This window comes from Halosolutus gelatinilyticus, assembly GCF_023028105.1.
Taxonomy (GTDB): domain Archaea; phylum Halobacteriota; class Halobacteria; order Halobacteriales; family Natrialbaceae; genus Halosolutus; species Halosolutus gelatinilyticus.
Genome location: NZ_CP095491.1, coordinates 2,528,334 through 2,542,003 on the forward strand (window position 1 = coordinate 2,528,334; position 13,670 = coordinate 2,542,003).

At 68.1% G+C, this 13,670-nt stretch carries 17 protein-coding genes; 11 read left to right on the top strand and 6 right to left on the bottom strand.

The features are described from left to right. Nucleotides 1–3: 3 nt before the first annotated feature. Nucleotides 4–1,020: a CPBP family intramembrane glutamic endopeptidase gene (locus MUH00_RS12525; RefSeq protein WP_246999009.1), complete on the top strand. Its 1,017-nt coding sequence runs from the start codon at nucleotides 4–6 to the stop codon at nucleotides 1,018–1,020. 25 nt (nucleotides 1,021–1,045) lie between these two features. Continuing rightward, on the top strand, nucleotides 1,046–1,384 hold the full coding sequence (locus MUH00_RS12530) for a hypothetical protein (protein ID WP_246999011.1): 339 nt from the start codon (nucleotides 1,046–1,048) through the stop codon (nucleotides 1,382–1,384). Between the two features lie 48 nt (nucleotides 1,385–1,432). Here the strand turns inward: MUH00_RS12530 and MUH00_RS12535 are convergent, their stop codons facing one another. Then, entirely contained in the window at nucleotides 1,433–1,903 is a 471-nt protein-coding gene (locus tag MUH00_RS12535) for an MGMT family protein (protein ID WP_246999013.1), read from the bottom strand. A gap of 114 nt (nucleotides 1,904–2,017) precedes the next feature. On the opposite strand from MUH00_RS12535, the gene trpC reads away from it, so the two are divergent. Genes trpC through MUH00_RS12555 form a run of 4 tightly spaced genes read left to right on the top strand, consistent with a single transcriptional unit; the run spans nucleotide 2,018 to nucleotide 5,984 of the window. Next, nucleotides 2,018–2,824, top strand: a complete 807-nt coding sequence (gene trpC, locus MUH00_RS12540) for an indole-3-glycerol phosphate synthase (RefSeq protein WP_246999015.1) — start codon at nucleotides 2,018–2,020, stop codon at nucleotides 2,822–2,824. After that, complete coding sequence (gene trpB / locus MUH00_RS12545) at nucleotides 2,821–4,080, top strand: tryptophan synthase subunit beta (RefSeq protein WP_246999018.1); 1,260 nt, start codon at nucleotides 2,821–2,823, stop codon at nucleotides 4,078–4,080. The genes trpC and trpB overlap by 4 nt, the downstream gene beginning before the upstream one ends. Further along, entirely contained in the window at nucleotides 4,077–5,159 is a 1,083-nt protein-coding gene (gene trpA, locus MUH00_RS12550; RefSeq protein WP_425603007.1) for a tryptophan synthase subunit alpha, read from the top strand. Before trpB ends, trpA begins: the two co-directional genes overlap by 4 nt. A gap of 24 nt (nucleotides 5,160–5,183) precedes the next feature. Continuing rightward, entirely contained in the window at nucleotides 5,184–5,984 is an 801-nt protein-coding gene (locus tag MUH00_RS12555) for a 2-amino-3,7-dideoxy-D-threo-hept-6-ulosonate synthase (protein WP_246999020.1), read from the top strand. A 53-nt stretch (nucleotides 5,985–6,037) separates the two neighbouring features. Here the strand turns inward: MUH00_RS12555 and MUH00_RS12560 are convergent, their stop codons facing one another. Beyond that, a complete protein-coding gene (locus MUH00_RS12560) occupies nucleotides 6,038–6,256 on the bottom strand; it encodes a hypothetical protein (RefSeq protein WP_246999022.1) in 219 nt (72 codons plus the stop codon). Between the two features lie 149 nt (nucleotides 6,257–6,405). Between MUH00_RS12560 and MUH00_RS12565 the strand changes: the two genes are divergently transcribed. Next, the gene (locus MUH00_RS12565) at nucleotides 6,406–7,002 is read left to right on the top strand and encodes a poly-gamma-glutamate hydrolase family protein (RefSeq protein WP_246999024.1); all 597 of its coding nucleotides are present in this window, start codon (nucleotides 6,406–6,408) and stop codon (nucleotides 7,000–7,002) included. 1 nt (nucleotide 7,003) lies between these two features. Here the strand turns inward: MUH00_RS12565 and MUH00_RS12570 are convergent, their stop codons facing one another. Then, the gene (locus MUH00_RS12570; protein ID WP_246999026.1) at nucleotides 7,004–7,984 is read right to left on the bottom strand and encodes a purine nucleoside permease; all 981 of its coding nucleotides are present in this window, start codon (nucleotides 7,982–7,984) and stop codon (nucleotides 7,004–7,006) included. A 105-nt stretch (nucleotides 7,985–8,089) separates the two neighbouring features. On the opposite strand from MUH00_RS12570, the gene MUH00_RS12575 reads away from it, so the two are divergent. Both MUH00_RS12575 and MUH00_RS12580 read left to right on the top strand, forming a co-directional pair. Beyond that, nucleotides 8,090–8,659: a SprT family zinc-dependent metalloprotease gene (locus MUH00_RS12575; protein WP_246999028.1), complete on the top strand. Its 570-nt coding sequence runs from the start codon at nucleotides 8,090–8,092 to the stop codon at nucleotides 8,657–8,659. A 68-nt stretch (nucleotides 8,660–8,727) separates the two neighbouring features. Then, complete coding sequence (locus MUH00_RS12580; RefSeq protein ID WP_246999030.1) at nucleotides 8,728–9,270, top strand: hypothetical protein; 543 nt, start codon at nucleotides 8,728–8,730, stop codon at nucleotides 9,268–9,270. A 12-nt stretch (nucleotides 9,271–9,282) separates the two neighbouring features. On the opposite strand, the gene MUH00_RS12585 is transcribed toward MUH00_RS12580, so the two are convergent. Continuing rightward, nucleotides 9,283–9,954 (bottom strand): HAD family hydrolase, encoded by a 672-nt coding sequence (locus tag MUH00_RS12585; RefSeq protein WP_246999032.1) that lies wholly within the window; start codon nucleotides 9,952–9,954, stop codon nucleotides 9,283–9,285. Nucleotides 9,955–10,133: 179 nt separating this feature from the next. Here MUH00_RS12585 and MUH00_RS12590 point away from each other — a divergent pair, with 179 nt between their 5' ends. Next, a complete protein-coding gene (locus MUH00_RS12590; RefSeq protein ID WP_246999034.1) occupies nucleotides 10,134–10,940 on the top strand; it encodes an HFX_2341 family transcriptional regulator domain-containing protein in 807 nt (268 codons plus the stop codon). 27 nt (nucleotides 10,941–10,967) lie between these two features. Here the strand turns inward: MUH00_RS12590 and MUH00_RS12595 are convergent, their stop codons facing one another. After that, nucleotides 10,968–11,552 carry a hypothetical protein gene (locus MUH00_RS12595; RefSeq protein WP_246999036.1) on the bottom strand — a complete coding sequence of 195 codons (585 nt, stop codon included), beginning with the start codon at nucleotides 11,550–11,552 and terminating at the stop codon, nucleotides 10,968–10,970. Nucleotides 11,553–11,793: 241 nt separating this feature from the next. On the opposite strand from MUH00_RS12595, the gene MUH00_RS12600 reads away from it, so the two are divergent. Continuing rightward, nucleotides 11,794–12,978, top strand: a complete 1,185-nt coding sequence (locus MUH00_RS12600) for a 3-dehydroquinate synthase II (RefSeq protein ID WP_246999038.1) — start codon at nucleotides 11,794–11,796, stop codon at nucleotides 12,976–12,978. 46 nt (nucleotides 12,979–13,024) lie between these two features. Here the strand turns inward: MUH00_RS12600 and MUH00_RS12605 are convergent, their stop codons facing one another. Next, complete coding sequence (locus MUH00_RS12605) at nucleotides 13,025–13,483, bottom strand: DUF7575 domain-containing protein (protein WP_246999040.1); 459 nt, start codon at nucleotides 13,481–13,483, stop codon at nucleotides 13,025–13,027. Nucleotides 13,484–13,670: the final 187 nt, after the last annotated feature.

Genomic DNA, 13,670 nt, shown 5'->3' on the forward strand with positions numbered 1-13,670 from the left:
CGGATGACGCAGTGGACGACGTTCGCCGGGATAACTGGCGTCGTCCTCGTGCTCTTGCTCGTTTTGTCGCACCTCACGCAGACGGCGTTCAGCGGCGCCGACTCCGATCGCGATGGCGACTCCACCGCTCTCCGCCCGGAATCGACCGACGCCGATCGAACCGATCGGTCTCCGTCGTCGTCGTCGTCGTCGCCGCGGGCCGGATCGACGGACACGCACGCGAAATCCGATTTCGAATCGGCCGACTCGAACGGGACGTCCCCGTCTGAGTCCGATGCCGACCGCCGATCCCCCGAGACGGGACGGCCGGCGGATCCGTCGGCCGAGACCTGGTCGGATCGGGCCGATCTCGATCGACCGTCCTGGCCGGGCGAGTTCGACCGCGGCCCCGGTCGAGGCGTCGATCCCGGGTCGCTGTCGACCGGGATGGTCCTGGCGAACGTCGCGGCCTCGCAGGGGCTGTTCGCACTCGTGTTGCTCGGGGCGATCGTGGTGACGGGGATCCCGCTGGACGCGCTCGGGATCGACCTCTCGCGGGCGTATCTCGAGACGGGGCTCCGCCTGGGGACGGCCTGCGGACTCGTCCTCTACGTCGCGAACGAGATCGGCTCGGCGGCGGCGACCCGATTCGGATTCGATCACGACGAGCGGTTGCGGGAGCTGCTGGCCCCGGACTCGGTCCAAGGCTGGCTCGTGCTGTTGTTCCTCGTCCTGCCGATCATCGCGGTCTTCGAGGAACTGCTGTTCCGGGCGGCGCTGATCGGCGTTCTGTCGACCGGCTTCGGCCTCTCGCCGTGGCCGCTCGCGATCGGCTCGTCGATCGCGTTCGCACTGGGCCACGGGATGCAGGGAACGATCGGAATCGTAGTTACGGGAGTGCTCGGGTTCGTCCTGGCGACGATCTTTATCGTCACCGAAAGCTTCCTCGTCGTGGTCGTCGCCCACTACCTGATCAACGCCCTGGAGTTCGTCGTCCACGAGGGGTTCGAGTTCGAGTGGGCAGAAATCCTCGAAAGCTAAGGTCGGCGCGTTCGTTCCGGCTGCTATGACGACCCTCGAGGACGCGCCGCCGCTGGTGTACCGAACGATCGTCGTCAGCGTCGTCGCCTACTTCCTGCTGTTCGGCTACGCGACGATCACCGGCGATCCGCTGGTGTGGGACGTCGCCGACGCGCTGTTCGGACTCGTCGCGATCGGCGTCGGCGCCGTGCTCTACTGGCAGTCGTCCCGGCGGCTCGAGCCGATTACCGCCGCGGCGACCTGTCTCGTCGTGGGCGGCGCGACGCAGGTAGCCGGGCTCGCCGTCCCCGAACTGGACCTGCTCGCGTCGATTACCGTGTTCATCGGAATCGGACTCTACGTCTACGCGGTGTACGCGCGGTAGCCGGGCCCTGCACGGCAAGACCGCGACGAGCGACCGAGCGCGGACGGATTACAGCCCTTCGATCGAGCGAAGCTTCTGTTCGACCGCCGGCGGGGCGGCGCTGGGGCCGTCGCGGACGCGGTGGTCGGGGAGGAGGATCGGCGCGGGGTTCTCGTCGAGCGCCGTCCGGACGAGCACGAGGTCGTCCTGGTCGTCGGGGTCGAGCTCCGGTGTCAGTCCGGCGAGGCTCTTCACGTCGACCTGTTCGCCGTAGGGGATCGTCCTGAGTTGCTCCAGGACGGCCCGCTGATCCGTCGGGACCGTCAGCGCGACTTGCACGTCGTCGAACGTCACTTCCTCCAGCCCTTCGAGGTACTCGAAGATCCGGTCGAGAACGGGGTGTTCGTCCTCGGCGTTCGGTTCGGGCGTCTCGGGGAACGCAACGCGCAGGACGCGGCCGCTCGCGGCGCCGACCTGCACGTACCGATCGAGGTACGCCGACTCGCGCGCGTAGATCCCGGCGTCGGTGACGTCGTCCATACCATCAGAGAGTAGCCGTGTCCTTGAATATCCGCCGGTCGCGTCGTCCTGTCGTCGAGTTGCCACGCCGATGGCGCAAGTCTTATGTACATATGAGTACGTCGATGTACAATAATGAACTCTTATACGGAGGTCGCGCCCGCCGTGGCGTCGATCCTCGAGGCCGCGCGGGAGCGATCGGCCGGCGACGGCGAGCGCGTCTCGGTGACGCCGCGATCGTTGCCGAACGCCCTCGACCGCGCGGAGTCCGACGGTCGCGTGCCGATCGTCGCGGAAGTGAAGCCGACGAGCCCGACCGCCGACGGAATGCGCGCCGACGACCCCGTCGAACTGGCTGAGGCGATGGTCGAGGGCGGCGCGGCTGCGATCTCGGTGCTGACCGAGCCGACGCACTTCGGCGGCTCGCCGGAGGCGTTGACCCGCGTTCGCGAGGCCGTCGACGTCCCGGTGCTCCGCAAGGATTTCGTCCTCCGCGAGGAACACCTGGACGTCGTCGAGGCCGACCTGCTCCTGCTCATCGCGCGGTTCGTGGATGATCTCGCGGGACTGGTGACGGCCGCGCGCGATCGCGGCTTCCAGCCGCTGGTCGAGGTCCACGACCGAACGGAACTGGAGGCGGCGATCGACGCGGGCGCCGGCATAATCGGCGTGAACAACCGGGACCTGGCTAAGCTCGAAGTGGATCTCGCGACGTTCGAGGACGTCTCCCCCCGCGCTCCCGATGACGTGACCCTGATCGCCGAAAGCGGCGTCTCGACGCCCGAAGACGTTCGACGGATGCGGGAGGCCGGCGCCGACGCCCTGCTCGTCGGGAGCGCGATCATGGACCACGGCGGAGACGGCGACGTGACGGAGAACACGCAGCGACTGACGCGAGCCGAGCGGGCGGAGACGCCCGCAGCGACGGAGGACGAGACATGAGTACGAGCGAGAGCGATCGGGAGCGCGACAGCGAGCGCAATTTCGGCGACTACGGCGGACAGTACGTACCGGAAGCGTTGATGCCGGCGCTTCAGGAACTCGAGGACGCCTACGAGCGCTACGTCTTGACCAACGAGGACGGCTTCATGGACGAGTTCCGCGATCGGATGCGGGACTTCGGCGGCCGGCCGACGCCGCTACAGCGCGCCGATCGGCTGAGCGAGCGCTACGATCGGGAGGTCTACCTCAAGCGCGAGGATCTGGTTCACGGGGGCGCGCACAAGCTCAATAATGCGCTCGGACAGGTCCTGCTGGCCAAGTACATGGGCAAGGAGCGGATCATCGCCGAGACCGGCGCCGGCCAGCACGGGACGGCGACCGCGATGGCGGCGGCCCACCTCGACGTGCCCTGCGAGATCTACATGGGTCGGACGGACATCAACCGCCAGCGGCCGAACGTCTACCGAATGCGGATGAACGGCGCCGAGGTGAACCCCGTCACCGCGGGCTCCGGCACGCTGAAGGAGGCGATCAACGAGACGCTGCGCGACTGGGCGACGACCGTCGAGACGACCCACTACGTGATCGGGTCGGTCGTCGGCCCGCACCCGTTCCCGAAGCTCGTTCGGGATTTCCAGTCGGTCATCGGCCGGGAAGCCCGCGAGCAGATCCGAGAGAAGGCCGGCCGCCTGCCGGACAGCGTCGTCGCCTGCGCGGGCGGCGGCTCGAACACGATGGGCGCGTTCCACGAGTTTGTCCCCGACGAGGGCGTCGATCTGGTCGCCGTCGAGGCCGGCGGCTCCAGTCTCGAGATCGACGAGGAGAACGCGCTGGCACCCAACTCCGCGACGCTCTCGACGGGCACCGACGGCGTGCTCCACGGTGCGATGACGAAGCTCCTCCAGAGCGGCGACGGCCAGATCGTCGAGTCCCACAGCGTCAGCGCGGGACTGGACTACGCCGGCGTCGGTCCAGAACTCGCCCACCTCGTCGAAACGGGGCGCGTCAAACCCGTCAGCGTCGACGACGACGCCGCGCTCAACGGTTTCCACCGGCTCTCGAATCTGGAGGGGATCATTCCGGCGCTGGAGTCGAGTCACGCGCTCGGCTATTTGGAGGAAGCACACGACGAACTCGGCGAGATCGTCGTCGTCACCGTCTCTGGTCGCGGCGACAAGGATCTCGAAACGGTGCTGGAGGAAACCGAGAAGCGCGATCTGGAGGCCGCGCCGAACGTGGAGGTGTTCGATTCGTGAGTGGCGAGGATCGACGACCACCGGGAGGAGAGCCTCGAAACGACGAGCGGGGAGCAACGCGACCCGCGAGCGGCGACGAAGTCACTACCGACAGCGACGTCGAGGCCGCCATCCGCGAGAACCACCCCGCGCTCATCAGCTACATCACCGCGGGCGATCCCTCGCTCGAGGAGACGAAGGCGTACGTCGAGGCGCTCGATCGCGGCGGCGCGGACCTGATCGAACTCGGCCTGCCGTTCTCGGAGCCGATCGCGGAGGGGCCGACGATCCAGGCGGCGATCAACCGCGCGCTCGATGCCGGGACGACACCGCGAGGGTTCTTCGAACTCGTCGACGAGCTGGAGACGGAGGCGCCGCTGCTGGTGATGACGTACTACAATATGATCCTGCAGTACGGGAATACCGAGGCGCCACGCGCCTCGGAAGAAGCGAGCGGTGCGAGGCGCGAAAGAAGTGAGGGCCTCGATGATGCGAACGGCGAAGCCGTGAGCGGGCAGCGCCCGCGAGCCAAACCCGACGTGCGCCCGTTCGTCGAACGCGCCGCCGAGACCGGCCTCTCGGGGATCATCGTCCCCGACCTCCCCGCCGAGGAGGCCGATCCGCTGCGCGAGGCCTGCGACGACCACGGTCTCGATCTCGTCTTCATCGTCGCGCCGACGACCGAGGGCGATCGCCTGGAGACCATCATGTCGCAGGTCTCGGGCTTCGCCTACGTGCAGGCCCGTCTCGGGACGACTGGCGCCCGCGCGGACGTCTCGAGCGCGACGCACCGGAGCCTCGCACGGCTGTCCGAGTACGACGTCCCCAAGGCCGTCGGCTTCGGCGTCAGCGAAGGCGACCACGCCGCCGAAATCATCGAGGCGGGCGCCGACGGCGTCATCGTCGGCAGCGCCCTGGTGGACATCATCGCTGAACACAGCGCAGCGGGCTCTGGGACGGAGTCCCAGAACATCGCCCAGCACGGCGCTGACGGGAACACACCCGCTGCTGCCGATCTCGAGGCCAAAGCTCGGGAGCTCAAACGCGGCGCCCGTCGCGGCGCGGGCGCGGAAGATGCACCGGAACCGGAACACCAATAACCGCAAGCTTGCTAGTGACCCGCAATGACTACATCGACAGGAATCAACGCCCGACTCGATCGCATCGGCACAGACGACAACTACATGATAATCCCCATGGACCACGGCCTTACGATGGGCGCCGTGAAGGGGCTCAAGGACATCGAATCGACGATCGACGCCGTCACCCGCGGCGGCGCGGACGCCGTTCTCACGCAGAAAGGAATCGCACCCCGCGTCCACGAGAACAAAAACGGCAAGGGGTACATCGTCCACCTCAACGGCTCGACGACGATCGGCCCCGACGAGAACGACAAGCGGCTGACGGGCACCGTCGAGGAGGCCGTCCGGGTCGGCGCCGACGCCGTCTCCTTTCACATCAACGTCGGCTCGACCTACGAACCGGATCAGCTCGCGCAACTCTCCGAGGTCACCGCTGACGCGGAACGGCTCGGCGTGCCCGTACTCGCCATGGCCTACGCCCGCGGTCCCGGCGTCGACTCGACGGACCCGGAGGCGCTCGGCCACGCGGTTCGCCTCGCCGAGGAAGTCGGCGCCGACATCGTCAAGACGGGCTACAGCGGCGACGCCGAGAGCTTCCAGCACGTCGTCGAGTCGACCCGGCTGCCGGTCGTCATCGCCGGCGGCTCGAAGGGCACCGATCGCGAGACGGTCGAGATGGTCCGCGGCGTGATGGACGCCGGCGGCGCCGGCATCTCGATGGGCCGGTCGATCTTCCAGCACGACGATCCCGAAGCGATCGCGACCGCGGTGTCGGGGATCACCCACGACGACCTCTCGACCGACGAGGCGCTGACAAAAGCCGGACTGGCGATCGAAGCCTGAAGCGGTTCTCGTTCCGTCGCTCGTCTCCGTCTCTGCGCGTTTTCCGCGTCCGCTCAATTGACGAGCGCGAGCGCCGCGCCGCCGAGGAGGATGGTACCGGTGCCGAACAGCAGGGCGACGACATCGTCCTGCAGGGTTGTGACGAGGTGAACGCCGCCGAGGTGGCCGATCGCGGACCCGACGACGTACAGGACCGGGAGCAAGACGAGGGGCCGACGCGGGTGGTTCCACGCCGGCGAGGACATCATCCGCGACGAGATGTCGGTTACCACACATATAGTGTCCTCGGCTCCGTCTAAATTTTTCGGGCAGAGTGATACGAATCAAGAGGAGGGGTAACCAACGCGATCGTTCGGAGGCCCGTCGGCCGTCCGTCTCCGGGCGCCAACAGTTATCCCAATGTGCGGCGTACGCGCTCCGCGTGCCCCGATCGAGGTGTCGAACGCGAGTGCTCGAACGGACCGAGACGGGTCGGCTCACCGAACTGCTGTACGACGACGAGTCGAACGACGAGGTGCTGGTCTGTGCGGCCCACGGCGGCCGGATCGAACCCGGTACCGCGGAACAGGCGATCGACCTCGCAGCTCGGCTCCCGAACGCCAGCTGCTGGGCCTGTCTCGGGTACGACGACGTCTGCAGCGAGTTCGACCTCTGGCATCCGCCCTCGTCGGCCGTCTCGCCCGACGACTATCCGCTGCTCGGCGAGGTCGCCGATCGCGGCTTCGAGACGGTGATCAGTTTTCACGGACTCGAGGACGATCGCGTCCTCGTCGGCGGGGCGATCGACGAGGGGGTCAAGCGACGGGTCGTCGAGCGATTCGCCGGCGCCGTCTCGGACCCCGTCGAGATCGTCGCCGACGGTCCGTACGGCGGCGTCAGCCCGGCGAACTTCGTCAACTGGCTCGCCGCAAGCGATCGAGGCGGGCTGCAACTCGAGCAGAGCGCTCGCGCTCGGATCCGCGAACCCGACGCCGTTGTCTCCGCGCTCGAGTCGCTCGTCCGCGAGGATCGACTCTGACTCAGCTCGTCGGGTTCGTCCCCTCCGCTCCGATTCCGAGCGGATCCGTCGCGACGAGGTCCTCGACGATCGCCGACCCGACCCGCTCGGCGTTGTCGATCGCCAGCGCGAGGCTCGCCTCGCTCCCGTCGAAGCTCTCTTCGACGGTCTCGCCCGGCGACGACCGATCGTAGTTGGCGATCGCGCGCACGCTCAGGTAGCGATCGAGCAGGCCGAAGCGTTCGAGGGCGGTCGCCGTCGCGGCGTCTTCCATCTGGGTCGTGGCGTACGGACCGACGCCGTACTGCTCGCACAGCCACTCGACCTCTCGGGCGTACCGCGGACCGTGCCAGAACTCGTCGCCGCAGACCGTCGTCCCCGTCTCCACGGTCGGTCCCGACTCGGGCGCGTCCGGGTACCGCCCCTGGTACTCGCGGGTGGCCGGATCCTCCCGGAGGACGACGTCGCGGCCAGCGGCGATCGCCCGCTCGACGAGCGACTCGTCGAGGCGCCAGACGTAGTCCCGTGGCCGGTAGTTCAGGAGATCGATCGGGCGATCCCGCTCGCTTTTCCCCTCGGCGATGTCGGGCGTCTCGCCCTGTCGATCCCACCGGTGCTTCCGGTCCCAGTCGACGATCGCGTCGGCGACGACCACCGATCCGAGTGCTGCCGTCGTCGTCGCGGCGCCGGCGATCCCCGCGGAGACGACGTACGCCGACTCCAGGTCGATCGCGGGCGCGGCCAGCAGCGCCGTCACCGTCGCGGCCGCGTCGCTCTTGCCGATCCCGGTCGTCGTGACGGCGATCCCCTCCGCGGTCAGGTACAGCGAGGTCGCCGTCCCCGGGACCGCGACGGCGTCGACGATTTCGCGGCGATCGAGCCAGGGCTCCAGTTCGTTCAGCGGCGGGTCGTCGACCGCGGGCAGGACGAGCGCCGACGGTCGCACGGGATCGTCCGGGTCGGGAACCCGCGGTTCCGGCGGGGTCCGATCGCTCGCAGACATGGTCGAGAGTCGGTTCGGTCGCAGCAAAGAGCCTCCGAAGTCGCGCGAGATCGCACGCCGAACGGGATCGGAACGATTTCGGTCCCCCTCTCCGTTCGTCCGATCGTGACCGACGGCGCGTACACGCTCGAAGACGAGATCGTCGCCCGGGCGCGGATCCACGCCCGCGAGGTCGTCGCCGAGTGCGACCTCGCCGTCGACCTCGATGCGCTGGCGTGGACGGTCTCCGCTCGGGCCCGTCGTCGCGCGGGGGCGTGCCGCTGGCACCCCGACCGCGAGGCGGCGACGATCGTCCTTGCCCGCCGGGCCTACGAGGCCTACGACTGGCCGGAGTTCGCGGCGGTCGTCAGGCACGAACTCGTCCACGCCTGGGAGTTCCAGCGCTTCGGCGACTCCGGCCACGGCCCGCGGTTTCGCGAGCGGGCCGCGGCGCTCGACGCGCCGCGACACTGCCGAACGTTTTCGGAGCCGCGGTACGTCCTCCGCTGTCGCGACGACGCCTGTGGCTGGCGCGCGAGTCGCCACCGCGCGTCGAAGCCAGTGAAGGCGCCCGATCGATACCGGTGCGGTTCCTGCGGCGGGTTCTACGAGGTCGAACACGTCGCGAGCGGGCGGACGTGGACGAGCGCGAGCGGCTACGGCGGCGCGAAAGCGGCGCTCGACGACGAGTGGTGAGGACTCGATCGTCGGGAAACGAGAGCGTGCGCGGAACACTTATTCGGGCACCGCTTACAGATCACTATATGGGAATACTCGAGCTCATGCTGGGACAATCGGCGCCGGGCGACGGGGCCTCGAGCGCGGATTCGTACCTGCTCTCCCGGGAGAACCACGATTTCGTATATCCGGTCGCCGTTCGCCGATCGGAGATCGAGGCGCTCCGCGGGGCGATCGACGCCGTGGAGACGGCCCCGTCGATCGACGAGAACAGGGAGGAACTGGAGTCGGTTTTCGAGGGGCTGGGCGACGACGCGTCGGTCGACCTCGACGCGCTCGTCGATCGGACGGAGACGCCGCGTCGGGCGGTCGAACCGCTGGCCGACGCGTGGGCCGAACAGGTCCCCGAGGGAACGGACATCGGCGTCGTCTACCTGCCGGTCGGCGCCGACGACGACGTCCGATCGTTCGTCACGCTCTGCAAGCGCCGCGCCGAGTACGAGCACGACCCGTTCGAGCTCCCCGATCGGTTCGATGCCGTCGCGGCACTGCTCGCGCGAGTCGACGCGGCCGCGGGCCGCCAGTACCGGGCCGTCGTCCACAGGGATCTCGTCCCGCAAAGAGAGTGACGGCGGTCGCGATCAGACGATCTCCGGAAACGCTTCAAGCGACGTCAGTTCGTACGTCGGCTCGTGCTCGGCCGATCGGTCGTACCCGGCGTCGATCCACGCCGAATCGAGGCCGACCGCGTTCGCGCCGGCGACGTCGGCGTGCAGCGAGTCGCCGACGTGGATCGCCCGATCGGGAACCGCTCCGAGCGTCGAGAGGGCGTGTTCGAAGGGGGCTGCGTCGGGTTTGGGGAAGATGCCGGCGCTGGGCTCGGTGAACACCCGAACGTCGAAGGCGTCCTCGATGCCGAGCGTCCGGAGCTTCTTCGTCTGCGTCTCGCGGCCGCCGTTCGTGATGAGGCCGACGCGGCCGCGGTCGCGGGCGTGCTCGAGGGCGGCTTCGGCCCCGGGTCGAAACCGGACGGCGGTCGGGTCCTGCAGCTCGAGGTAGTGTGTCGCGAGCGTCGGCGCGATCGCCGGATCGACGCCGTTGCGCGCGGCGACCTCGGTGAAGAGGTTCTCGTAGAACTCGCGATCGGTTTCGGCCGTCGGCAGCGCCGGCACGGCCGCCCGCAGGTCCGCGGGCGTACAGAACCGGTCGGGCCCGGCCCGATCGAACGTTCGCTCGAGGACCGTCTCCGCGTCCTGCGTGGGCTCACACAGGGTGCTGTCGAGGTCGAAACAGATCGCGTCGTACGCGGCCATCTGTTCGTGGTAGTCGGTCGGCCGTGCTCAACCTTTCGAACCGCTCGCCATCGACCGAGCCGCAGACCCGGAGGACGGCGTCGGTCGGATGGCACCAGTCGGTCCCGCCGTTTCGGCGGATGGTATACGGCCGCTGACGTTTCGATGGACGTTATACGATCGCCGACACTCACCGTGGTATGGACGTCGTCAAGCGAGTACACGTCGTTCCGGTGGGGTACGAGTTCGATCGAATCCTCGAGCCGATTCGGAATCAGCGAGCCGACCTGGTGTACCTGCTCGAAGACGATAGCGCCGACGGGGCGATGGCGGAGTACCACGACGAGTTGCGCGCCGAACTCGAGTCGATCGTCCCCGAGGTGCGGACCGTGGGCTGTGACCTGGCGGACGTCTACGCCGTCCTCGGCGAGGTGACGACGATCGCCGACGTCCACCCCGACGATCAGGTCTACGTCAACGTCTCTGGGGCGGGAACGATCGCCGCGATCGGCGCGACGATCGCGTGCATGGACGTCTCGACGAACGCACACGCCTACTACGTCGAACCCGAGCAGTACGTGCACGACGGGACGATCGAACCCGCCTCCGTCGGCGTCGACGAGATCGAAGAGGTGCCGACCTACCCGATCGATTCGCCGACGCGCGACCAGGTCGCGATCATGGAGTTCCTGTCCGACCCCGCGGCGTGGGAGGGGTTCCACGACGATCGGACGGCCCCGCCGAAAAAGAAGGATCTCATCGAGTACGCTCGGGACCGCGCCCTCTCCTTTATGGCCGATCGACGCTCGCCCGACGAGCGATCTGGCGAGGACAAGGGCGCGTTCCGCGTGTTGGATACCCACGTCCTCGAGCCGCTCGCCGACGACGGCTATGTCACGATCGAGTCGGTGGGTCGCCGGCGCGTCGTCGAGCTGACCGAGCGGGGCGAAAACGCCTACCGGGCGTTCCGACACAAGCTCATCGACGACGCAGGCGAGGCGCGGTAGAGGAAGGCGGCGACGGGGGACGGCGGCTCAGTCCCCGTCGTGGACCAGGGCGTACAGTTTCGTGCCCAGCCGGGCGAACTCGAGGTCGGTCTCGAGTCGCTCGACGTGGTCGCGAAGCGCCGCCGGTTCGAGCCCCCGGAACTCGCGATCGGTGCGGGAATCGAGGTGGCTGCTCGCGCGAGCGAGCAGGAAGGGCGCAGCGTCAGCGAGGTGCGAACCCGGGAGCTCGGGGCCAGCGTTGCGGCCGCGCTCGACTGCGGCCAGGACTTCCCGGGCCACGATGAGCGTGCGTCGCAGCGAGCGGATCTCGTCGACGGTCGCGGGCGGCGTCAGGTAGCGAGCCTGAAGTTCGTGGGCCGCGACGACGCGATCCGGATCGACGTCGAACGCGTCCGCGAGCCGCTCGCGTTCCAGGTCGCCGACGTCGGCGCGGCGACACGCGAGCCGGACGGCGCCCAGCACGGCCGCCGATCGGCCGTACTGGACCGTCGCGAGCTCGCCCGCGTGGTCGAACACCGCTCGAGCGATCTCGGCCACGGAGTCCACCTCGAGTCGGTGGGCGGCGCAGTCGATCGTCAGTTCGGCGTCCATTTCGAGGTGGCGCTGACCCATACTCGAACAGTCGGCCGAACGGATATTATCAATTTCTGAGAAGGTGTTCGAACTATCGTCACTATCGTGAGTGTTGTTACTATTTTATCTACGGTGACGATTGCGGCGATCGTCGCATCGGCGGATCGGCGATGGTGATCGGACGGGAGGCGGGCGGCGAGGATCGTTCGGGATCGACGATCGGGTCGTCGTTCCTGCGTGATTCGCCACGTTCAAGCCGATTCCCTTCGACCGTGGAAATATGACGAGAACTGTCTGGATCAAAGCCGACGACGCCGTCGGCGACTGGGACGACCGCCGGGCGCGGATCACCGCCGCGCTCGAAGCGGGTGCAGACTGGATACTGGTCGACGAGGGGGACGTTGAGCGCGTCCGCGAACTCGGCGACATCAACGTCGCGGCGTTTCGCACCGACGGGGACGTCACGCTGGTCGACGACGCCGAGGGCGACGGCGCCGACCCGGCCACGGCGGCGGATGCGATCGTCGTCGGCAAGGAGGGCGAAGGCGACGGGACGGTCGACCTCCCGGAGGATTTCTCCGGCTCCGCGGATCTCTCGACGCTCCGTCGCGACGGTGACCTCGACCGGGGCGCGTACGTGCGCATCCTCGGCAGGGAGTACGAGACGTTCGCCGAGACGGCCGCCGAGGAGGCGGACCACACGATCGTCGTCGGCGAGGACTGGACGATCATCCCGCTCGAGAACCTGATCGCGCGGATCGGCGAGGAGACCGATCTCGTTGCAGGCGTAACGAGCGCCGCCGAGGCGAAAACCGCGTTCGAGACCCTCGAGATCGGCGCCGACGCCGTCCTGCTCGACGCCGACGATCCCGACGAGATCCGGGGGACCGTCGAGGTGCGAGACGAGGCCGAGCGCGAATCGCTCGACCTCGAGTACGCCGAGGTGCTGGCCGTCGAGCAGGTCGGCAGCGCCGATCGGGTCTGCGTCGATACGGGCACTCTGCTCGAACACGACGAGGGGATGCTCGTCGGCTCGATGGCCCGCGGCCTCGTCTTCGTCCACGCGGAGACCGCCGAATCGCCGTACGTCGCCTCGCGTCCGTTCCGGGTCAACGCGGGCGCCGTTCACGCCTACGTCCGCACGCCCGACGGCGGCACGAAGTACCTCTCGGAACTGCAAAGCGGCGACGAGGTCCAGGTCGTCGACACCGCCGGTAACACCCGCGAGGCGATCGTCGGCCGGGTCAAGATCGAGAAGCGACCGATGTTCCGGGTCGCCTTAGAGGCCGAGGACGGCGATCGGGTCGAGACGCTGCTCCAGAACGCCGAGACGATCAAGGTCGCCACGAGCGAGGGTCGCACCGCCGTGACCGACCTCGAAGCCGGCGACGAACTCCTGTTGTTCTACGAGGACACGGCCCGCCACTTCGGCGAGGCCGTCGAGGAGAGCATCATCGAAAAGTAGCCGCCGATCGCGCGGCGGATCGACTGTCGTCTCCGAACCGGGCTCGTCACGGCCCTGTCGGACGCTCGGCTTCCGAGTCGGATCCCGGTTCGAATTCCTCGTCGGCGGGCGGTTCGAGCCGGGTCGTACACCAGTGACAGAACGCCAGTTCCTCGTCGAGTTCCTTTCCGCACTCGGGACAGGTCGGGCCGTCGGCGGACTGATTCGCCGAACCAGGCGGAAATCCGACCGCGCGAAGGGCGGCGTCGATCGCCGCGAACAGCGCGATAAACGAGAGGACGAACTGGCTCGTCGTACTGGTCTCCTCGGCCACGACGTCCATCCCGTTGGCGATCGTATCGGCCGCCGCGACCTGTTCTGCGGCCTCGGGCATGAAGATCGCGACCGCGGTGAAGAATACGCCGGCGAACAGCAGGGCGCGAAGCCACTCCCGGATGAGCGCGTGGCCTGCGCCGGGCATGATCACGGAGAGGATTGCGGCGGCGATCGCGCGGAGCCACGTCATTGTCGGATGGTCGGTTACCTCCGCCCTTAACATTCCGATTTCTCTTTTTGTTCAATCCGCCGATCGGAACGACGCGCCGATGCGTAACCGTCGCTCAAGAGTGGCCGGGTTCACAGGTGCAGCTTTTTTATAGACCGTCGTCGGCCGGCGGCAAGGGTTGAACCCGATATGTTGACGCGAAAACCCG